The 21,922-nt window shown below is 31.1% G+C and carries 22 protein-coding genes; 14 read left to right on the forward strand and 8 right to left on the reverse strand.

The features are described from left to right. Nucleotides 1–36: 36 nt before the first annotated feature. Complete coding sequence (locus BSD9I1_RS19075) at nucleotides 37–1,047, reverse strand: CAP domain-containing protein (RefSeq protein WP_186431050.1); 1,011 nt, start codon at nucleotides 1,045–1,047, stop codon at nucleotides 37–39. A gap of 399 nt (nucleotides 1,048–1,446) precedes the next feature. Between BSD9I1_RS19075 and BSD9I1_RS15245 the strand changes: the two genes are divergently transcribed. From BSD9I1_RS15245 to BSD9I1_RS15270, 6 genes are all read left to right on the forward strand, one after another. Further along, nucleotides 1,447–2,931, forward strand: a complete 1,485-nt coding sequence (locus BSD9I1_RS15245; RefSeq protein WP_186431051.1) for a flotillin family protein — start codon at nucleotides 1,447–1,449, stop codon at nucleotides 2,929–2,931. 263 nt (nucleotides 2,932–3,194) lie between these two features. Beyond that, the gene (locus BSD9I1_RS15250) at nucleotides 3,195–3,863 is read left to right on the forward strand and encodes a response regulator transcription factor (RefSeq protein WP_186431052.1); all 669 of its coding nucleotides are present in this window, start codon (nucleotides 3,195–3,197) and stop codon (nucleotides 3,861–3,863) included. Beyond that, the gene (locus BSD9I1_RS15255) at nucleotides 3,860–4,873 is read left to right on the forward strand and encodes a sensor histidine kinase (RefSeq protein WP_186431053.1); all 1,014 of its coding nucleotides are present in this window, start codon (nucleotides 3,860–3,862) and stop codon (nucleotides 4,871–4,873) included. Before BSD9I1_RS15250 ends, BSD9I1_RS15255 begins: the two co-directional genes overlap by 4 nt. Before the next feature lie 194 nt (nucleotides 4,874–5,067). Beyond that, a complete protein-coding gene (locus BSD9I1_RS15260; RefSeq protein ID WP_186431054.1) occupies nucleotides 5,068–5,487 on the forward strand; it encodes a hypothetical protein in 420 nt (139 codons plus the stop codon). Nucleotides 5,488–5,548: 61 nt separating this feature from the next. Then, nucleotides 5,549–6,316 carry an ABC transporter ATP-binding protein gene (locus tag BSD9I1_RS15265; protein ID WP_186431055.1) on the forward strand — a complete coding sequence of 256 codons (768 nt, stop codon included), beginning with the start codon at nucleotides 5,549–5,551 and terminating at the stop codon, nucleotides 6,314–6,316. Further along, the gene (locus tag BSD9I1_RS15270; RefSeq protein WP_186431056.1) at nucleotides 6,306–8,330 is read left to right on the forward strand and encodes an ABC transporter permease; all 2,025 of its coding nucleotides are present in this window, start codon (nucleotides 6,306–6,308) and stop codon (nucleotides 8,328–8,330) included. The genes BSD9I1_RS15265 and BSD9I1_RS15270 overlap by 11 nt, the downstream gene beginning before the upstream one ends. Nucleotides 8,331–8,405: 75 nt before the next feature. Here the strand turns inward: BSD9I1_RS15270 and BSD9I1_RS15275 are convergent, their stop codons facing one another. Then, the gene (locus BSD9I1_RS15275; RefSeq protein WP_186431057.1) at nucleotides 8,406–8,984 is read right to left on the reverse strand and encodes a flavin reductase family protein; all 579 of its coding nucleotides are present in this window, start codon (nucleotides 8,982–8,984) and stop codon (nucleotides 8,406–8,408) included. Between the two features lie 328 nt (nucleotides 8,985–9,312). Between BSD9I1_RS15275 and BSD9I1_RS15280 the strand changes: the two genes are divergently transcribed. Beyond that, complete coding sequence (locus BSD9I1_RS15280) at nucleotides 9,313–9,693, forward strand: DUF4912 domain-containing protein (protein WP_186431058.1); 381 nt, start codon at nucleotides 9,313–9,315, stop codon at nucleotides 9,691–9,693. A 5-nt stretch (nucleotides 9,694–9,698) separates the two neighbouring features. After that, complete coding sequence (locus BSD9I1_RS15285) at nucleotides 9,699–11,282, forward strand: glycoside hydrolase family 57 protein (protein WP_186431059.1); 1,584 nt, start codon at nucleotides 9,699–9,701, stop codon at nucleotides 11,280–11,282. A 94-nt stretch (nucleotides 11,283–11,376) separates the two neighbouring features. On the opposite strand, the gene BSD9I1_RS15290 is transcribed toward BSD9I1_RS15285, so the two are convergent. Continuing rightward, nucleotides 11,377–11,874, reverse strand: a complete 498-nt coding sequence (locus BSD9I1_RS15290; RefSeq protein ID WP_186431060.1) for a QueT transporter family protein — start codon at nucleotides 11,872–11,874, stop codon at nucleotides 11,377–11,379. 231 nt (nucleotides 11,875–12,105) lie between these two features. On the opposite strand from BSD9I1_RS15290, the gene BSD9I1_RS15295 reads away from it, so the two are divergent. The 3 genes from BSD9I1_RS15295 to BSD9I1_RS15305 all read left to right on the forward strand — a co-directional run bounded on the left by BSD9I1_RS15295 (nucleotide 12,106) and on the right by BSD9I1_RS15305 (nucleotide 14,417). Further along, a complete protein-coding gene (locus tag BSD9I1_RS15295) occupies nucleotides 12,106–12,261 on the forward strand; it encodes a hypothetical protein (RefSeq protein ID WP_186431061.1) in 156 nt (51 codons plus the stop codon). Nucleotides 12,262–12,310: 49 nt separating this feature from the next. Further along, entirely contained in the window at nucleotides 12,311–12,730 is a 420-nt protein-coding gene (locus BSD9I1_RS15300) for a DMT family transporter (protein ID WP_242966519.1), read from the forward strand. A 301-nt stretch (nucleotides 12,731–13,031) separates the two neighbouring features. Continuing rightward, nucleotides 13,032–14,417 (forward strand): MATE family efflux transporter, encoded by a 1,386-nt coding sequence (locus BSD9I1_RS15305; protein ID WP_186431063.1) that lies wholly within the window; start codon nucleotides 13,032–13,034, stop codon nucleotides 14,415–14,417. An 856-nt stretch (nucleotides 14,418–15,273) separates the two neighbouring features. Here BSD9I1_RS15305 and BSD9I1_RS15310 read toward each other — a convergent pair. Both BSD9I1_RS15310 and BSD9I1_RS15315 read right to left on the reverse strand, forming a co-directional pair. Next, nucleotides 15,274–16,470: a flavodoxin domain-containing protein gene (locus BSD9I1_RS15310; RefSeq protein WP_186431064.1), complete on the reverse strand. Its 1,197-nt coding sequence runs from the start codon at nucleotides 16,468–16,470 to the stop codon at nucleotides 15,274–15,276. A gap of 18 nt (nucleotides 16,471–16,488) precedes the next feature. After that, nucleotides 16,489–16,995, reverse strand: a complete 507-nt coding sequence (locus BSD9I1_RS15315; protein ID WP_186431065.1) for a GNAT family N-acetyltransferase — start codon at nucleotides 16,993–16,995, stop codon at nucleotides 16,489–16,491. A 111-nt stretch (nucleotides 16,996–17,106) separates the two neighbouring features. Here BSD9I1_RS15315 and BSD9I1_RS18965 point away from each other — a divergent pair, with 111 nt between their 5' ends. Beyond that, entirely contained in the window at nucleotides 17,107–18,009 is a 903-nt protein-coding gene (locus BSD9I1_RS18965; RefSeq protein WP_242966513.1) for a ferritin-like domain-containing protein, read from the forward strand. A gap of 182 nt (nucleotides 18,010–18,191) precedes the next feature. Here the strand turns inward: BSD9I1_RS18965 and BSD9I1_RS15325 are convergent, their stop codons facing one another. Together BSD9I1_RS15325 and BSD9I1_RS15330 are read right to left on the reverse strand one after the other, a co-directional pair. After that, entirely contained in the window at nucleotides 18,192–18,674 is a 483-nt protein-coding gene (locus BSD9I1_RS15325; RefSeq protein ID WP_186431066.1) for a hypothetical protein, read from the reverse strand. Between the two features lie 769 nt (nucleotides 18,675–19,443). After that, the gene (locus BSD9I1_RS15330; protein ID WP_186431067.1) at nucleotides 19,444–20,358 is read right to left on the reverse strand and encodes a hypothetical protein; all 915 of its coding nucleotides are present in this window, start codon (nucleotides 20,356–20,358) and stop codon (nucleotides 19,444–19,446) included. A gap of 165 nt (nucleotides 20,359–20,523) precedes the next feature. Between BSD9I1_RS15330 and BSD9I1_RS15335 the strand changes: the two genes are divergently transcribed. Both BSD9I1_RS15335 and BSD9I1_RS15340 read left to right on the forward strand, forming a co-directional pair. After that, nucleotides 20,524–20,736: a hypothetical protein gene (locus tag BSD9I1_RS15335; protein WP_186431068.1), complete on the forward strand. Its 213-nt coding sequence runs from the start codon at nucleotides 20,524–20,526 to the stop codon at nucleotides 20,734–20,736. Between the two features lies 1 nt (nucleotide 20,737). Further along, nucleotides 20,738–21,037, forward strand: a complete 300-nt coding sequence (locus tag BSD9I1_RS15340; protein ID WP_186431069.1) for a spore coat protein — start codon at nucleotides 20,738–20,740, stop codon at nucleotides 21,035–21,037. Nucleotides 21,038–21,164: 127 nt separating this feature from the next. Here BSD9I1_RS15340 and BSD9I1_RS15345 read toward each other — a convergent pair whose 3' ends face one another. Beyond that, nucleotides 21,165–21,842, reverse strand: coding sequence for a hypothetical protein (locus BSD9I1_RS15345; protein WP_186431070.1), 678 nt, complete (start codon nucleotides 21,840–21,842; stop codon nucleotides 21,165–21,167). Between the last annotated feature and the right edge of the window lie 80 nt (nucleotides 21,843–21,922).

A 21,922-nucleotide genomic window follows, 5' to 3' on the forward strand; every position in this document is an offset into this window, starting at 1 on the left:
TTTCTTTTGTACTAAAAATCTATATTAAAACGTATATTATTTTCCTATAAACATCTGTGTCCAATAATTATTATAGAAACCTACACCTATTTCAGTGAAGTTACCATTTAATATATTTGCTCTATGTCCTGGTGAATTCATCCATCCCTTTACAACTTCTTCTGGAGTTCTTTGTCCATAAGCAATATTTTCTCCTGCTGCTTTATAAGAAATCCCAAAGGATTTCATCATATCAAATGGTGATCCATAGGTTGGTGAATTGTGGTCAAAATATTTCTTATCAACCATATCCTTAGATTTTATTCTAGCAACTTTACTTAATTCAACATTTAATGTTAATGGTTTTAAACCTTCTTTTGATCTTTCAATATTTGTAAGTCTTACTACTTCCTTTTCAAATTCATTTACCTGTGAATCCCCAGCTTGTCCTGCATTATTCTCTGGATTAGTAGGCTTTGGAGCTTCCGGTTTCACTTCTGGTTTTGTAACTGGTGTAGTAACTTCTGGTTTATTTTCAGGTTGTTCTACTGGCGCAGTAACTTCTGGTTTGTCTTCAGGTTGTTCTACTGGCGCAGTAACTTCTGGTTTATCTTCAGGTTGTTCTACTGGCGCAGTAACTTCTGGTTTATCTTCAGGCTGTTCTGTTGGTGCAATAACTTCTGGCTTAATTGGTGAATTACTAATTTGGTCTATTATGTTTGTCCACTGATTTTCATCAGTAATACATTCATCATTATTTCGCACATCAACTTCTTTACCTTCTGTTTCAATTGCTTCTTTTTCATCTTCATTATTTGTAGATGCTTTATCTTCAGATACATTAGTATCCTTTTCTTCTTTGGTTTCTGTATTAGTAGTTTCTTTATTATCCACAGCTTTTGAAATTTCTTCTTTAACATCTACTGATTTTTTAGTTCCTTCTCCATTTTCAATAGCTATTGGTTTACCATTAGCCCCCGCTAATTTTTCTACTGATGAATTGCTACATCCTGAAGCTAGAGATGCTATTATCGCAATTGTTGATACAAAAATCGCTAATCTTTTCATTGATAATCCCCCTCTATCACTTTTATTGGCATTTCACGAGATTGATTATAACATGATTTTTCACCAATTTTAACACTATTTTAAAAATACCATCAATTGCATAATTTATCTGCATTAATTCACCAGTAATAAAAGCTAATCATTCTATTCCCTAACCTCTTAATCCTATGAAAATCAAGCTTTATGAAAATAAATATATACAATAAAGGTATATATATAAGTTTAAACTCTCTTGCATAAAAAATATTCTACTATCATTTCTCACATTAAATATTATTAAGTTTTCCTAAATATTATTAAATTTACCTAAATAGTGTTTAAACATAATTATATATAGTAGAATGTAATATATACAAATACTTCAAAAGAATTATCAAAAGGGAGGATGAGAAAATTAAAATGCAAAATTTATTAAATTCACTATTTCATTTGCTGCCAATAATAATTGCTGTAATAGTAGTATTAGCAGTAATATTATGCTTTTGGCGAAGGGTACCTGCTGACAAAGCACTTGTTATTACAGGATTAAAGAAAAGAGTTTTATCAGGAAAAGGGGGTTTTATGATCCCTATATTAGAAACATCTTGTACTATATCACTGGAGAATATCTCCATGACAACAGATGTAAATGAAGCTCCTGCAAGACAAGGTATATTTGTAAATATAGTAGGTACTGCTGTAGTAAAGGTTAAAAATGATACTGAAAATATATTAAAAGCTGTTGAACAATTTTGCAGTGGTGGAGACAATAATACTGTAAATGTTATAAGAACTATAGTTGAACAGATATTAGAAGGTAAATTAAGAGGTATAATTTCTACCTTAACAGTAGAACAAATAAACGAGGATAGAGCTTCTTTTGAACAAAGAATTGAAGATGATATAAGAAACGAATTAGAATCAATGGGTTTAATCCTAATATCTTATACAATCTTAAAAATAAGCACTCAAGGTGGTTACCTTGAAAATAGAGCAAAACCTCAAATAGCCGCAGCAAAGTCTGAAGCTGATATAGCTGAAGCTGAACGAAAGAGAGATACAGAAATTAAAACTGCAAGTGCTACAAGGGAAGGTCAAAAGGCAAAATTAGAAGCTGAGGCTGAAATAGCTCAAAGTGAAAGAGATAAAAGAATAAAATTGGAATCCTACAGAGCTGAACAGGATAAAGCAAAAGCTAATGCTGACGTTGCATATAAATTGCAAGAGGCTGAAAATAATGCAATACTTGCTGAACAACAAGCAGAGCTTGCTGAAAAAGAAGCACTAGTTGTAGAAAAGAAATTAATAGCAGAAGTTAAAAAACCTGCTGATGCTAAAAGATATGAAATTGAGGTTGCTGCTGAAGCGCATAAGATACAAGCAATTAAACAAGCTGAAGCTGAAGCTGAGACAATAAGAGTACGAGCAATAGCTGAGGCAGATGCGAAAAAGATACAAGCTCAAGCAGATGCAGAAGCAATAAGAGCAAAAGGGCTAGCAGAAGCTGAAGCTATCAAGGCAAAAGGTATTGCAGAAGCTGAGGCAAAAGATAGACTTGCAGAAGCAATGGCGAAATACGGTGAAGCTGCAGTAGTTGAAATGATTGTAAATAAATTACCAGATGTGATGAAGGAAGTATCAAAACCATTAGAACAGATAGATAATTTAACAGTAATAGACAATGGAGGTACTCAGGGTGCATCAAAAGTATCCAAAATAGTTACTGATGTAACCGCAAATGGTTTTGAAGTATTAAAGAGCTTAACTGGCGTAGATTTATCAAAGGTGTTAAATAATTTTGTTAATAAAGATATGACTGCTAATTCTAGCGATATTAAGCCAAAGGAGCTTACTGCTGAAATAAAAGATATTAAAGATGAAGCAGTATCCGCTAACATGGATTAATAGTCCGTATATATATTTTATTATGAAGGGGATAAATCTTTATTTATCCCCTTTTGATTTTTTCATTCATTATTGGTTAAAATAAATTAACGTAAACTATTGAACTCTGAAGATACCCGTCTTTATCATTTTAAATTTTTTTCATATACCCCCTTCCAAATTAGTAGATTTACAAAATTCTTTATTGACTCTATATTTTTCAAATGATTATAATCAATTATAATATGCTTAAGTTAATAGATTTTTACAAAGGAAGTGAATCCATGTCAAAAATAATTATTATAGAAGATACTGATACCATAAGAGAAGAACTTAAAACTTTTCTAACTAGGTATGGTTATCATGTTACTGCTCCAACAAACTTTGAAAATATTATTGATTATACTCTAAGGGAATCACCGGATTTGATACTCTTAGACATAAATCTGCCCATATTTGATGGATATCACATATGCAGAGAAATAAGAAAGAGTTCTGATGTACCAATAATAGTTGTTACAAGCAGGGATAGTGATATGGATGAACTTATGAGTATGAATTTAGGTGCTGATGACTTTATTACAAAACCATATAATACTCAAATTCTTCTGGCAAGAATTGCATCTATTTTAAGAAGGGCCCGTGGTTCCAACGCTCAAGACATAATTTCTTACAATGACTTAAAGCTTAATTTATCAAATAGCTCTATTACATATAAGGGTAGTACCACAGAACTAACAAAAAATGAGCTTAAAATACTTTCATGTTTGATTAAAAACAAAGGAAAAATAGTCTCCAGAGATGATTTAATGGACTATATGTGGAATTCAGAAATTTTTGTGGATGATAATAATTTATCCGTAAATGTTACAAGACTACGAAAAAAGCTTCAAGAAGTTGGGATGAAAGAAAATATAGAAACCAGACGTGGATTAGGGTATATACTGCCATGAATATAAAAGATTATTTAAAAGATAGATTTTTATTTTTACTGATTAATTTTATACTATTTTTTATTATTTGCGGTATTATGGTTCTTATAAATGTCAGTTCAAATGTGATTCTCTTTACCTTTTGCATATGGTTTTTCCCCCTTCTTTCCTTTATAGCAGTAGAATACATTAAGCTAAAAAGCTTTTACACTGAGTTAACAAGTGTAATGGATAGCTTGGATAAAAAATATTTGCTTTCTGAAATGATTAAAAAACCTGAATTTATAGAGGGTAAGTTTGTATATAATCTATTAAAAGAAGCCAATAAGAACATGCATGAGCATGTAAAAATGTATAGAGATATGCAAAGTGAATATAGAGAGTATATAGAAACCTGGGTTCATGAGATAAAGACCCCTATTGCATCTACAAGATTGATTATTGAAAATAACCAAAATGAAATTACAAAAAATATTGATTATGAAATCAAGACAATTGAAGGTTATATTGAACAGGTATTATACTACTCTAGAAGCAATAATGTAAGCAAGGATTATATTATTAAAGAAGTTTCTTTACCTGTCCTTGTAAAATCCGTAATTAAAAGAAATTCTAGAGATTTTATAAACAAAAGAATATCCATCGATATTGGAAGTGTGGAGGGTTCAGTCTACAGTGATGCCAAGTGGCTTGAGTTTATATTAAATCAGATAATAGTAAACTCCATTAAATACTCCAAGGAAAAGCTATCCAAAGTAAAAGTATATTCTATTAGAAATGAAAATAATATAGTACTTAACATTGAGGATAATGGTATCGGCATTGTAAATAAAGATATAAACAGAGTTTTTGAAAAAGGTTTTACTGGAGAAAATGGCAGAAAACTTAGAAGATCTACCGGCATTGGCCTTTATTTGTGCAAAAAGCTTTCTGAGCAGCTTGGATTAGGGCTAACTTTAACTTCGCAAGCTGGGAAGGGTACAAAGGTTAGTATTATCTTTCCCCTAGGAAGAACTAATTTATTAAATTGATATTTATAGGATTCATGGCTATTGCTTATTGCTACTGCTGTGAATCCATTATTTTTTCTTTTAAAAAAGTCGTCTCTATTTTTACATTACAAAAATGTAACTTTAATGAAATATAAACTAATATGTATCCATAAAAAATTCTAGTAAGATAATAACTGTAGATAAAACATTAATTAATACAGGAGGCACTTACTATGAAAAAATTATTAACACCTATAATAGTAACTATTTTAATCATCGTTGGATGCGGCGCTTCTTATAACTACTTTTTTAGAGGGCCTAAAATCACAGAGACCGTACTAACTAAGAGTATAGATGACAATGAAAAACCCACTGCACCTACTACTACATTTACATCAAAGGATACAGTTTATTTTTCTGCAAAAGGTAAAAAGTTCGCTATAAAAAAGGTAACGGTAGTATGGTATAAAGGTGAAATATCAACAAAGAACAGGTTTAAAGTAGAGGAAAATATAGAAATAAGTAGCACAGGATATTTTTCTGCTAAACTATCCCTTCCAGAAGGACTTGAACCAGGTCACTACGGTGTCACCACCTATTCTGCAGGTAGCGAGATAATCCAAACCATTAGCGAATTTGATGTAAAAAATTAAAAATTTATAAGATTCTACAAAAATGCCTGCTGGATAAATAAAGTTATGGAGGAAATAATATATGAAAAACATATTAAACGTTGAAAAAATCGAAAAATACTATGGTAACAAAGGTAATATTACTAAGGCTATTAATAATATAAGCTTTAAGGTGGATAAGGGAGAGTTTGTTGGTATAATGGGTCCCTCAGGCAGCGGTAAGACTACCCTCCTAAATTGTATCTCAACTATTGATACTGTTACTACAGGGCACATTATTATAAATAATAAGGATATTACAAATCTTAAATCAAAAGCTTTAGAAAAGTTTAGAAGAGATGAATTAGGATTTATCTTTCAAGATTTTAATTTACTGGATACCCTGACCGCCTATGAGAATATAGCCTTGGCTCTAACTATACAAAATAGAAAAGCTTCTAAAATAGATGCAGCCATAAAAGAAGTTTCGGAAAAGCTTGAAATTACTGATGTACTAAACAAATATCCTTTTCAGATGTCAGGAGGTCAAAAGCAAAGAGTGGCTTCTGCCAGAGCCTTGGTCACTAATCCTTCACTAATATTGGCTGATGAGCCTACTGGTGCATTAGACTCAAAATCCTCAAGGCTGCTTCTAGACTCCTTCGAAAAGTTAAACAAAGAATTTGAAGCTACTATACTAATGGTTACTCATGATGCCTTTACGGCAAGCTATGCTCATAGAATTTTATTTATTAAGGATGGTAGAATCTTTAATGAGCTTATACGTGGAAAGGATACGAGAAAGGAATTCTTCAATAAGATAATTGAAGTTGTAACTTTACTTGGAGGAGATGCAAGCGATGTTTTCTAAAATAGCAATAAACAATGTAAAAAGAAGCTTTAAGGATTATTCAATATATTTCCTAACCCTAACCTTTGCTGTATGCATATTCTATAGTTTTAATTCTATTGAAACTCAAACATCTATGCTTGAGATAAGTAAAAGCACTAAAAGTTATATGGTAACCCTAAATAAGCTTATATCAGGAGCATCAGTATTTGTGTCCTTTATTTTAGGTGGACTTATAATCTATGCTAATAACTTTTTAATAAAAAAACGCAAAAAAGAATTAGGCATATATATGACCTTAGGTATGTCAAAAGGTAAAATTTCTAGGATTTTAATATTGGAGACTTTTTTAATCGGTGTATTATCTCTCATTGTTGGAATTTTACTTGGTATTATAGTTTCCCAAGGCTTATCCGTTATTACCGCTAAGCTTTTAGTAGTTGATATGAATAAATACAAATTTATTATATCAGTAAACGCAATAATTAAATCTTCCGTATACTTTGGAATAATATTTCTTCTAGTAATGATATTTAATCAGATTATTATTTCTAAATATAAGCTTATAGACATGCTAAATGCAGCAAAGAAAAATGAAGACATAAAGCTTAAAAATCCTATTGTTTCAATATTTATATTTTTACTATCTATAGCAGCACTTATAGCCGCATATACTATGGTATTAAAGGTTGGACTAGCTCCTAATAATATTATTTTTATAGCTTCTATTGCACTGGGGATTATAGGAACCTTATTATGTTTTTTCAGTCTTTCTAGCTTCTTAATCCATATGGTGCAAAGAAACAAGAAAATATATCTTAAAAACTTAAACGTATTTGTGCTTAGACAAATAAACAACAAGATAACTACTAACTTTTTATCAATGACCACAATATGCCTTATGCTCTTTTTAACTATCACACTCTTATTTAGCATGTTTGGCTATAAAGCTAATCTTGATGTAATGCTTAAGGGAAATACTTCTTTTGACGCTTCAGCTAAACTAGATAGTGATATAAAGGGTAAAAAGATAAAGGATATTAAAGAATCTCTTGATAAAGTGAACTTTAAATTTGAGCCTTATGAAAAGCATGCCTTTTTTACCGAATACAAGCTTAAGGTTTCCCTAAGGGATTTATTAAGCAAATATTCAAGTGAAAAGGAACAAAAGGAGCTTCAATCATCCTATACAGATGGTCCTGTATCAGCGGTAAAAATCTCTGAGTACAATTCGATAAGGCAGCTTCTGGATCAAAAGCCTCTGGACTTAAAGGATAACGAGATTTTAGTGGTATCCAACTATGAAGATTTCAATAATGCTTTCCATGAATTTATGAAAAATGAAAGCGCTGTAGTTATAGATGATAAAACCTATAGCATTAAAAATAAAGCCCCAATAAAAGAGAACATAATTAGCTCTACAGCTAGTTTGGAATTCCTTTATTTCATAATCCCTGACAACTTCCAGGGAGATTTAAAACTATATTCATCCTGCTTTAATACAATGTTTCAGGGCAATAATTCCCAAAAATCAAAGGAAAGGTTCGCCGACTTATTCATTGAGCTTGAAGAGTATAGAAATGAAGATGAAAATTTTATGCTTATATATGGAAACACGCTAGAACAGCTTTATGCATCGGTATATGGTCCATCAGCGATCATTGTATTTTTAGGTATATATTTAGGCATAGTATTTTTGATATCCAGTGCTGCAGTATTAGCATTACAGCAGTTATCAGAAGCAAGCGACAGTCTGAGTAGATATAATTCTCTTAAGAAAATAGGTGCTACTGAAAAAATGATAAACAAAGCAATACTAATACAAAACCTTATATATTTTATGATACCTTTAGCTTTGGCAATCATACACTCAATAGTTGGAATAACCGTGGCTAATGAAATGCTTAGAATGGATAATAAAAGTATCTTCGGAAGTTACTCCCTTATGCTAGCCTTAACACTCACTATAATATATGGTGGATACTTTTATGCAACTTATGTTGGCTTTAAAAGTATAGTTAAAAATAGCGATTAGTATATTGAGTTGTAAAGCAGGGTGCATGGGCACCCTGCTTCCCTGTATGCATTATTAATTATGCTATTAAAATTCTTACTTCTTTTTCTTTTTCTTTTGTACTGAAAATCCAAACTTACCTATTGATTTTTCAGGCAATGGATAGTATTCTCCATGACAATAACTCATCAAATTTGCCCTCTCATAATGTATCTTCCCCTTTTCATCTATAAGAAAATCCTCTACCTGTACATTGGTCACTTCTCCTAAAAACAGATCATGAGAGCCTAGTTTTATAATATCTTTTAATTTACACTCCAATGCCACAGGACATTCCTTTATAGATGGAACTGAAATACTTTCACTTTCCTCTACATTTAAATTAAAGTGTTTTAGTTTATCTAAATCTCTTCCAGACTTAACGCCACAAAAATCCACTGCTTTTACCAAATCTTTAGATGGTAAATTAACTACAAATTCTCCTGTTTCTTTTATATATTCATAAGAAAGCCTTTCAGGTCTTATAGCAAGTGATATTATAGGAGGTCTTGTGCAAGCGGTTCCTACCCAGCCCGCTGTAAATACATTTACCTTTCCCTCTGAGTTCTTAGAAGTTACTAAAACTACAGGAACAGGATTCAACATAGCGCTGCCCTTAAAATTTGTTCTACTCATAATTTACCTCCAAAACTTTTAAAAAGTTGCCTGCAACTTTTTAAGGTATTAGGAATTAGGTACTTGGTCATAGGAATTGATAAAACTTCACAATGGTGAAATTTTTGCTTTTCATAGTACCTAGAATCTTTATCCTATATCCTTAAAATTGCATAGCGATTTCTTATAAATTATATACTAAGTAAAGGAGTTTTTAAATATATGTAGAACTTAATAAATACAATTTATTTTGCATAATTTATAAAAATATGTGATTTCATTACAAATCACTATATCTCAATTCATTGAGATGTTTCATTAATTACAAAGATATGGGGTGAATTACTTAATGAATAGCACAAAATCAAAAATTGTTCTTATGGTACAAAGTGCACGTAGAGTTTATTGCTATTTTTCAGTGTCTCCTTTATTTATAAAGGAATTTAGTGATAAGCACGGGGAAGCACTGTGGAGCAGCTCAAAGCCTGTTCTTAAGGTTTATGAGTTACAAGGGAATGAAGAAAAGGAAATTGAAAGCATATTTATAGATACTTTTGCTGATAATTGGTATATAGATTTAAATAAAGATGCTGTAGATATTTTAGTAAAACTTAAAAGACTTCTTCCAGATAATACTTATATAGATGTTGCTACTTCCAACAAAGTTACAACTCCACGAATGGTAGAATCTCAAGATACATCAGTTTACTACAAGGATATTAAGGAGTGATTTTTTTGAAAAAAGGATACGTAGCTATGGTGCTTCACAGCCATATGCCATTTATAAGACATCCAGAAATAGATGATGCCCTAGAAGAGAGATGGCTATTTGAAGCTATGAGTGAATGTTACATACCTTTAATTCAAGGTTATGACAAGCTTTTAGATGAAGGTATAAATTTTAACATAACTATGTCCATAACCCCTCCTCTTATGGCAATGCTTGAGGATAACTATTTAAATAAAAAATATGAAGAATATTTGACAAAAAGCATAGAGCTTTCGGAAAAAGAAATCTTAAGAAACAAAGGAAACAAGGAGCTAGAGCACTTAGGGTTATTTTATAACCAAAGGTTTAAGGGACTTTTAAAAACATATAAAGCTTATGATAAAAGGCTTATGAGTGCTTTTAAAAAATTTGATAAGCTAGGAGTTCTCGAAATAATAACTTGCTCTGCAACCCATGGACTTTTACCTTTACTTTCTATAAATCCCGAAACTGTAAAAGCTCAAATTTATACTGGAGTAAAATCTTATACAGATTGTATAGGCCACGAACCTTCTGGAATCTGGCTTCCTGAATGTGCTTATAGCTATAATCTAGATGATGTACTTAAAGAAAACGGACTAAAATATTTCTTAGTTGAAAATACAGGTATATTAAATGCTTCACCAAAGCCTTTATATGGAACCTATGCTCCAATTGTAACCCCTAACGGATTATGTGCTTTTGGACGTGATTTAGAATCTTCTCATCAAGTATGGAGCAATTTTATAGGCTATCCTGGTGACCCTGATTATAGAGAATTTTATAAGGATATAGGCTATGAGCTTCCTATGGAATATATACAACCTTATTTAAATAAAGCCGGCATAAGGGTTGATACGGGGTTAAAATATCATAGAATAACAGGCGCTACAGATAATAAAGAATATTATGTGCCAGAAAATGCTTTAGTTAAATCTAAAAGCCATGGTGGTCACTTTGCTCACTGCAAGCATCACCAAATAGAAAAAGCAAGTTCTCATATGGATATACCTCCTATAATAACTTGTCCCTATGATACTGAATTATTTGGTCACTGGTGGTTTGAAGGCCCTGACTTTATATATGAATTCTTAAAAAGATCTTCAGAAGATTGGACTTCCTATGAACTTACAACTCCTAAAAAATACTTAGAAAAACATACTAGAGTTCAGTGTTCAAGTCCCTCTCCTTCTAGCTGGGGTGAGCATGGAGATTACTCAGTTTGGATTAATAGTTCAAACGATTGGATATACAAGGACTTACACGAAGCTGCAGAGAAGATGATAAGACTTGCAAATAGTTTTAAAAAACCTACTTCCCTGCAAAAAAGAGCTCTTAATGAGGCTGCTCGTGAACTTGTTTTAGCCGAATCTTCAGATTGGCCATTTATAATAAAAAATAACACTTCAGTGCAATATGCAGTAAATAGATTAAATACTCATATAGAAAGATTTAATAAACTTTACGAACAAATAACTAAGAATACAATCGATATAAGGTATTTAGATAAAATAGAATCTATTGATAATATATTCCCTAATATGGACTATTCTATATATAAGAGTCTCTAGTTCATGTTTATTAATCCATGATTATATATAATAAAAAAGCTTTGCATTAAAGAACTATTAATTAAATTCTTTAGTGCAAAGCTTAATTTTTTATCTATCTACTAAATATTGTTTTTAACTGTTGATTTCTTTCTATAAAAAGCATTAATGGCAAACCAAGACCATAGCATGCTAAAATTTGTCCAAACCCTACTTGAATCATAGTTATGGCAATAGGCCATTTTAAAGTATAGTTCAAAAGCCAACCAACTATAAGTGCATTCACTACTACTGGCGGCAGTGGCGCTAAATACTTTTTAAACTTTAAATTACTCTTGCCAATTAGGTAAGTCATAAAAGCTGCTATGAGTGACGCTAAAGATCCAAATATTATGTCTAGCGGACCAACAGGACTTAGTAAATTTGATATTAAACATCCTACAAAAAGACCTGGTATAGCTGCCGTTGAAAAAAATGGCAGTATTGTAAGAGCTTCTGCAACTCTAAATTGAGATGCTTGATAACTCATAGGGTAAGTTAAGTACATTGTAACAACTGCATATACTGCAGCAATTATAGCACTTAGTGCTAAATTTCGTGTATTTTTTTTCATATTTAATACCTCCATAGTTTTATTTTAAGGCAGGATGGTTACGAACTGCCTGTACATATATGAACTTAATACTTGATAAGTTTAATGCAAATAACTTTATAAGTCAATTCAAAAATACACATCTTTTAATCACTACAGATATTATACTAGATAAACTACTTTATAATTTCTTATACATTTTAAACATTACACGTACCTCCTTGTCATAAAATACATTAGGGGGTGGATATTATGAAAAAACTATCTAATTTTTATAGGCTCCTTTTTACTTTAATATTTATATTAATAGTTGAAATTATACTAATCTACATTGGTCATAAAATAGAATCTGAAAAAACTCTTAAGGAATTTAAACTTGAAACTTCAATAATTTGTTATGATAAATAACATTTAAGATAATATACTTGAATTTAAGGAGATGATATACTTGAAGGAAATGCTGCCCTACATATTTGCAATACTTGTAGGTTTATTTACTACAGCTGAATCTTATATAAGTTCAGAACTAGGTGAAATAACTACCCCTTCTATAGCAACATTTTATAATCTTTTTATAGGGGTAATTATATTTTCTATTCCTCTTATGTTAAATAGCAGCACAGCTGAATCTTCAGAGATTTTTAAAACTAAGCCCATTTTACTTACTGGAGGAATTTTTGGGTCACTTATAATATATCTTACTGCTAAATCGATACCATCCTTAGGAATAACCGTTACCCTTACTTTAGTTATTGCTTCTCAAATACTTAGTAGTTTTTATTTAGATACATTTATATATAAATTGAGGCCCCTAGGAATAAGCGAGATAATTGGAGTGCTATTTACCTTAGTAGGAGTGTGGTTTATAGTAAAATAACACATTGCTCCTTGATATTGAAGTTATATTTTGTTATAATTTCAAAAGAAAACCCTATTATTATCTAATTTTAGCAGTAACTATTTGCTAATGATTGTATATAATTTTATAAAAACTTTATATAACTGACAATTGTAAAATTATAGTTGTCCAAGTGCCGAAGGTAAACACTTTGAAAAGCTTCATCAAAGTGTTTTTTTATTTACCTTAATTTGTGAGCAATTTGTATTTTTTCAATTCCATCTCAAATAGACATAGCCTAATTGCATTATAAGTATTTTATTACATAGGAGGAACATCAATGAAAGCAAAATCACATAACTTTTTTAGTAGTCTCTTTAAAGATAAAAAGTTTAAAAATAATTTATTAAAACTTGCATTACCTATAACTATTCAAAATTTCCTTACTTCTTCATTAAACATGATTGATACTGTTATAATAGGTAGACTTGGAGAAAAAGAAATTGCAGCAGTAGGTATTGCAAATCAATATTACTTTCTATTTAATCTATTAATTCTTGGAATTGTGGGAGGATGCGGCATATTTATATCCCAATTTTGGGGTAAAAGAGATGTTGATCATATCAAGAAGTTCTTAGGATTAGGATTTTTAGGACTTGCTATATTGTCTACAGTATTTACTTTAGTGGCTTTAATTTTCCCAAAACAAATTGTTATTATATTCAACAGTGATCCCACGGTTATAGAACATGGAGTTAACTTTTTAAGAATTGTAAGTTTAAGTTATATTTTCACAGCAATAAGTTTTAACTATGCTTGCGCATCTAGATGTGTGGGTAAAGCAATAGTCCCAATGATAGTTAGTGGTATAGCTGTGATAATAAACGCAGTACTTAATATTATTTTTGTATTTGGATACTTTGGTATTTCACCAATGGGAGTGTCTGGTTCAGCTCTTGCCACTTTAATTGCAAGAATAATAGAAGCAACAATAATGATTATCTACATATATAAGAGTCGTGGTGTACTTGCTGCAAGCCTTAAGGACATGTTTAATTTCGACTTAAAACTTGTCAAAAGTTCTTCAAAAATAATACTTCCAGTTATATTAAATGAAGCTTGTTGGGCGCTAGGTAATATTGCATATGTAGTTGCTTATGGAAAGATAGGAACTGAGGCTTTAGCTACAGTCCAAATAACCTCTAATATACAAAACCTATTTATGGTTGTAAATCTTGGAGTTGCAAATGCAGCTTCAGTTATGATAGGAAATGCTATTGGCGCCTGTGAGGAAAGTAAAGGCAAACTTTATGGAAGACGCTTTGCATTTATATCAATAAGCTTAGGAATTATTATGGGTGGAATACTTGCAATTAGTTCACCTTCTATAATAAACTTCTTCAAGGTTTCCCTTGCAGTTAGGACAAGCGGTATTTATATATTATATATAATTTCAGCTACCATGTTCTTAAAAATGTTTAATACAGTGTTTGCTATTGGAATACTTCAAGGTGGTGGAGATTCTAATTATTCTTTTAAACTTCAAATGGCAACTCTTTGGATAGTAGGAGTTCCATTAGCTTTTATAGGAGCATTATTCTTAAAACTTCCAGTTCATATGGTAGTAGCTCTAGTATGTATTCAAGAAGTAGTAAATATTTCAATAGCTATACCAAGACTTTTATCTGATAAATGGGTTAGAAACGTTACAGAATGTGTTGCATAAAAATAAGACGACATTTTAAGATAATGTTGAACCTACCGTATGGGATTTACATCTAGGAAAGCGTTCATTTCGCTAATAGCGGCTAATATTTATAAATTTAAAATACCTAAACCTCCTAAACTCGCTGTAGCTCAGACAGTAGGAGGCTCTATACGGTATTTTAAATTTATAAATAAAGCCGCTTTAAAGCTCATTCAATGCTTTCTGCGATGCAAATCCCATACTATATGTTCAACATTAAAAATATCACTTACACCTGCTAAAGGAAGAAATTCAGCTAACTGAATTTCTGAGATATTCTAGGAATTAGCACATAAAGATCTTTTAGGGCGGCAGCCCTTGACATTACAAGAACTTACACTAAATAAATAAAAAACTTTACAAGTTAAAGATAAGGTAGTACAGTAAAAGATTTCTGATAAAAAATAGAATACTTAATATCTTACGACCTATCGGTCTGCGGGCTTATCAGCCCTTTGGCAAGCGCCAATTTAAAAGGAACTTTCGCCAAAGCGAAATTCCCTCCTTCCGCAGCGTGCATGAAGACATTTTTAATGTTGAATTTAGTATGGGATTTGCATTGTAGACGGCTTTGAATAAGTAATTAGAATCTCTTTATTTATGAATTTAAAGCACCGTAAAGAACTTTTTACTGTCTGAGCGACAGCGAGTTTAAAAAGTTTAGGTGGTTTAAATTCATAAATATTAGAGCTTCTTTACGTAGTGAGCGCGTTGCATAATTTATAGAAATCTATGATTTTGTTATAAATTAGCACATCTCAGTAAGCAGAGATGTTTCATTAACAATGCAAATCCCATACGGAAGATTCAACATTAAAAATGTCGTAACTTCCTTTTAAAGTTCTTTTAATAACTTTTCTCCAAAGCTCTTTCCAAATTGTACACATTGCTGCAGTTCTTCCTCAGTTGGTGTGTACTTTATACTTAATGGTTCCTCTAGCACTTTTACTTTAGCTTTTTCTAAGTGCTCTTTGAGTATCTTAGGAGATTCTCCACTCCAACCATAACTTCCAAAGGAAGCCCCTACTTTATTTATGAACTTAAGCCCCATTAGCTCTTCAATATATTGACTAAGCGTAGACAATATCCCGTTGTTTATGGTAGATGAGCCAAGTAATATTCCCTTTGATTTAAAAATATCTGTAATAACGTCATTTTTATCTGCTGTTGCAGAATTATAAATTTTAAAGCTTATTCCTGTTTCGTCAATACCACGAGCTATATAGTCTGCCATTTTATGAGTTGCACCATACATGGAATTATATAAAATAACTACACTTTTTTCTGAATTTCCCCTTGCCCATTCATAATACTTTTGCACAATATCCATAGGATCTTTTCTCCATATAACCCCATGAGCAGGAGCTATTATATCAATAGGCAAATTCATCCCCTGTAACTCTTCTATTTTTTTAGTAACAAGTCTACTAAAAGGAGTTAGTATATTTGCATAGTATTTTAATGACTCTTGCCAAACTTCATCTTCATCAACCATGTCATTAAATATATCTGAAGATGCATAATGCTGTCCAAAGGCATCATTAGAAAATAGTATATTTTCTCCAGTTAAGTATGTAAACATGCTATCTGGCCAATGAAGCATACTTGCTTCCACAAAAGCAATATCATTTTTTCCTATATTTATCTTATCTCCTGTGCCTACAACTTTAAAATTCCAACTCTCATTTTCATGATAATGTTTTTTAGTGGTTTCTAGCCCTTTTTTAGATACAACAATTGTTGCATTAGGACAGTATTTCATAATATGCGGTAAAGCCCCTGAATGATCTGGCTCTGCATGATTTACTACAACATAATCAATGGTACTAGGATCCACTACCTCCTTTATATTTTGCAAAAACTCATCTGTAAGTTTCTCTTTAACAGTATCTATAAGTACCGTTTTTTCATCTTTTATAATGTAAGAATTATATGTACTTCCCCTATGTGTTGATAATTCCCCTCCGTGAAAAGCTCTTACTATCCAATCAACTGCTCCAACCCAATAAACATTCTTTTTTAATTCCCTCATGAAAACCCTCCTAGTTAATTATTTTTCAAATTCTCTTGCAAGACCCCTTAAATGTTCTCCCGTTAATCTGTATACAGTCCAATCATCCATAGCAACTGCATTCATGTGCTTATAAAAGTTAATTGATGGTTCATTCCAATCAAGACACCACCATTCAAATCTTCCACACTTTCTTTCAACGGCTAGATTTGCTAAAAAGGAAAACGTAATCTTTCCTATTCCTTTTCCTCTCATATGAGGTTTTACATATAAATCTTCTAAATAGAGCCCTGGGCGCCCTAAAAAAGTTGAAAAGTTATGAAAAAACAATGCAAAGCACACAGCCTCTCCTTCATATTCCCCAATAACAACTTCAGCAGTTTTACGTTGAAATAATGACTCTATTAATATTTCCTCTGTAGTAACTACATGTTCTAACATTTTTTCATATTCCGCTAATTCCTTAATAAATTTTAAAATTAATGCAGCATCTTTTTCTTCTGCAAATCTTAATTTAAAATTGTCAAGCTTTGTATCAATATACATATATAATCTTCCCCTTAATTATTATTTATATTTATAATTTTTCTATATTGTAACACTCCATTAATACTTTTCATACCATGTTAATGTACTTAGTTTTTAGGAGGAAATTAAATGTATTTTTATAACTGTCCTTTTTTCCCATGTGACTATAGATTGGCAGTAGAAGAAGAAATCATTGATCAACCAGATATATTTGGCGATCCAGATATAATGGGTCAACAAGAAAGTATGCTAGAACAGCAAGGTATGTCAGGTCAACAGGGATTACCAAGCCAGCAGCAAGGTATGATGGGCCAACAAGGATTGCCAAGTCAGCAACAAGGTATGATGGGTCAACAAGGATTACCAAGTCAGCAACAAGGTATGATGGGTCAACAAGGATTACCAAGTCAGCAACAAGGTATGATGGGTCAACAAGGATTACCAAGTCAGCAACAAGGTATGATGGGTCAACAAGGATTACCAAGTCAGCAACAAGGTATGATGGGTCAACAAGGATTACCAAGTCAGCAACAAGTTACTCAATCTCAGCAGCAACAGGATATTACGTCAGCTGAATTAGGTGAGTATACCTATCCTGGTAATCTTAATGCAGCACTTCGTCTTATACAAGATTCTGTATCTGGAGAAAGGGAGGATGCGCTTTTCTATAATTACTTAATAAGCGTTGCCCCTACACAGGAGTCAAGGAATATAATTACAACTATTAGAAATGATGAAAGAAAGCATAATAGAATGTTTAGAAGAATTTATTTTGAGCTAACAGGGAGAAGGCTTCCTGCTTCTACTGAAAATGAATTTGAAAGACCTACTTCTTATTGCGCTGGAATTAAAAGAGCATTGCTTGGAGAGCTTGCTGCTGTTCAAAGATATAGAAGAATTGTATTTGCCCTTCAAAACAGAATTCAGTTAAATATGTTAGGCGAAATAATAACTGATGAACTTAGGCATGCCAGCCTTTATAATTTATTATATTCAGATGGAAGATGTTTTAATTCAAGAAATAGACTATAGACTAAAAAATAATATTAGAATTAAAATATTTGTAATATATTATCCTCTAGTAATTTATTTAATCGCTAATCATCAATCACTAGCTACTATATTTAGGTTGCTTAATAACATTTAGCAGCTAGTGATTAGAGCGTAGCGATTTTTTTAATGAATTCAAATTGCCTTAGCATTTACTCCCCCTCTTATTGAATAAATATATTAAAATCTTTTAACTCCTCAATAAATTCATCGAAGCTTAATACACTGGTATTTCCTAATATAATTCTAGCACCCCGTTGTATTTTCTTATCATCAGTAACTAAAACATATTCCTTATCATTACAAATACATATAAGCTCATAATCATTTTTAGAGAGTTTATTTTCATTTATATAATATATATTTTTTTTATAATCATATCTAATATCTGCATTGGCGATCAAATTCTCTTTTATATTACAGCTACTTGCTTCTATTATGTGATCTAGTAATTTTATAAACTTATTTGTAAGTACAGGTACTCCATTAAATTCTTTAAACTCCTTTGTTGAAAGCTCCCCTGCTATATGTTTAGAAATTTTAAAATCAACGTTTTCTGTACTTTTTATTGCATCTATTACTTCGGGGCATTTCTTCCAAAGCTTTATAATTATATTTGCATCTAATAAATATTTTTTATCTTCCATATTACTATCTCCCTATAGAAATATTCCGACGGTTTTTAATCTTAAATCTTCCGTATGGGTTCTGTATTTAAGAAAGCGTTCACTGCACAAAGAATCTCTAATATCTCTCGATTTAAATCACCTAAACTTTCTAAACTCGCCGTAGCTCAGACAGTAGAAAGTTCTTTACGGTGTTTTAAATTGAGAGATAAAGAGCTTCTAATTGCTTGTTCAATGCTTTCTACAATGCAGAACTCATACTAAATTTAACATTAAAAATGTCTTCATTCACACTGACTGAAGGAAGGAATTTCGTTTTTACGAAATTCTTTTAAATTGACACTTACCAAAGGGCTGGTAAGCCCGAAGACCGATAGGTCGTAAGATATTAAGTATAAGTTCCTGTAACGTTAAGGACTGCCGTCCTAAAAGATCTTTATGCGTTAATTCATAAAATATCTTAGAAATTCAGTTAGCTGAATTTCTTCCTTCAGTAGTTCACATGAAGAACTTTTTAATGCTCTGGGAGTATAGAATTTTCATCGTAGAAGACATTGAATAAGACTTAGAACAGCTTTATTTATAAATTTAAAATACCGTTAAGAGCCGTCTACTGTTTGAGCGATGGCGAGTTTAGGCGGTTTAGGTATTTTAAATTTATAAATATTAGCGGTTCTCGGCGAAATGAACGCCTTCCTAGATGAAAATTCTATGCAACCCAGAGCATTAAAAACGTCGCAATTTCCTTTTAATATTAATTTGCCCTATGCAAATAAAAATATTAAAAAACTTATATTTCATGGCTAACATTGGTATAAACTTTTCCCATATAGTCTTCTACTATTACTTCTATCTTTTCTCTGCTATGTTCATTAGAATCTGTGTCATACTCAATGTTACCTTCATAATGTATTTCTTCTAGTTTTATTTCTTCTGGCATTCCAATGGGTTTTCTGTAAGAGGTACTTTTATCCTTTATGCTTCCATTTTCTAATATTTTATTTTCGTTTTTCAATTGATCATTACTATAAACTTTTACTGTTATATTTTTTATTTTAAGTTTATTCCCATCAATTTCCGAAGCACCTCTCTCAAAGCTTAAATCATATCTGTTCGAAATATCTACAGCAAATTTCAAATCTACCTGTCCCTTTGAAAATGTCTTAGTATTAGGCATAGCATTTATATTAATTCTTTTGTCGAATTTATCTAAAAACGGTATATATTCAAGTTTCTCATTGATTATATTTTTATTATTTTTAGCAACTACTTTAAACTGATAATTGTTTAAATAAGGAATGGTTAATGTACATGCATAATTTAAATTTCCTAAATCCTGAGCTTTAACCTCATTCCACTTAACCACATTTTGAGTCTCTCCTTCCACTGCCCCATAGAAAAGATAAACCGTGTAGTCATTGCTAAGCTCGCGTAAACTCCATTTAAAATCGATCTTTACCTCTTTCAGATCCTTACTTAAACTAAGGACATTATGCTCTGCATTATATATCCACTTTTTTTGTTCATAAAACTCATTAAGAGTTCTTGAAACATTAGAGCTAATGTCATTTATTCTATTATCTAAGTGTGATGTGGTATTTCGTATTGAGTTAATTTCATTTTTAATATAAGACACATCAAAAAATAATTTTACATTTAATATAAAAATTAATATTATAATACCGTAGAATATTCTTTTTTTCATTTATACATCCCCTCTTTAATTTATAAACACTAATAATTAATTACAATTTATATATAAACCTCTACAAATCCAATGACTTACACTCCAAAAAATTACATGATTAATAATTTTAAAATTACGCACAATAAATTGCGGTTAGATTTTATAAATTGGAGGTAATTAATTATGAGAAAACTTTCTGAAGCAGAAGTATTATCTTTAACATCCATGCTTAAAATGGAGAAAGATGGTTTAGCAGTCTCAAAAGCTATGCAGGGTTTAATATCCGATAAAGAATTAAAACAACAAGCTGAAGCAGGCATATTAGCAACAGAAGGCAGAATAAAAGGGATTCAACAATTTATCAACGAAAATAATATAATACAGGAGGTACAGTAATATGACTTTATTAAGTAATATAGTTCAAAATACTACAGATATTAATGATGAAGTTATATCTCATGATATGTTAGCTGGATCAACAGGACTCGCTAATGCATATCTTAATGCAGCTTTAACAAGTGCTACTCCAGAACTTAGAGCAATGTATTCATCATCTTTAAGTCAGGTGATTGCCGGCCACTCTGGAGGCTTAGAACTTGCAATAAATCGTGGTTGGGAAAATCCTTATATTTCTCCTAATCAGCAGCTATCTGATAGTTATAAAAAATCTCAAGCAATGATTAATCAAAATCAGTAAAAAATCTTATTATGTGTTAGGCCAAAGGTGCTAGGTACTAGTATTAGATGAAACTTTGCCCAGCAAAGTTTCTACATTTTCTAACACATTGTACTTAACACCTATTGCCTAAAACATGTCTGTAATTTTATTTAAACTTACATTTTACTATATAAACATAATCATTTTTTAAAAGCCTTTCAATTGCTTTGTTTTTAATGACTTCATTATCTGCATTAATCTCATCAATAGAAATGCTTGACATACTATTTCCTTCAGTTCCAGCAATAGCTGCTAAAATTATCTCTTTTTCAGTAAGTATTTCACTTTTTTGGATACTTGACCAAGTTAGCCCTCGAATGCTTTCAGAAACTTTAATATTAGTGCTTCCTTTTCCACCACCATTATTAGATGATGCAGAAAATGTCCATTTTTCTTCAGATTTGTTTCCCATAATTTTTTGGGTTGAAAAAATCATTTTGATATTTTCTTCCTTCGGCAATTGAATATCGTTTTTTAATCCAAAAGACTTATTTTTAAAACTTCCCTTTTCATAATAATCCACCCAAAGTTCTAAAGAACCTATCCTTTTATCTTTAATATTAGCATCAAATATAAAATATTTATCTATATCTAATCCTTGAAGTAATTGCTTTTCTCTATCCGTAAGTTTTGTTTCTACAATTTCTCCGCTGCTTTTAACTATATCAGTCTTATTTTCTTTACCTGTATCATTACTATTACAGCCTTGAAAATATAAAGTAAACATTAAAATTACTGCTAGACTTAAGACTTTAACAATCCTTAGATAACCCTTTTCTTTCATTAATACCTCCCTTTTATGTAATCTCTATTCTCCAATCGCTGAAGATTAGAGATTAGTAACTAGTGATTCCTAATAAAACT

Source organism: Clostridium sp. BSD9I1, from assembly GCF_900185645.1.
Lineage (GTDB): Bacteria > Bacillota > Clostridia > Clostridiales > Clostridiaceae > Clostridium_AK.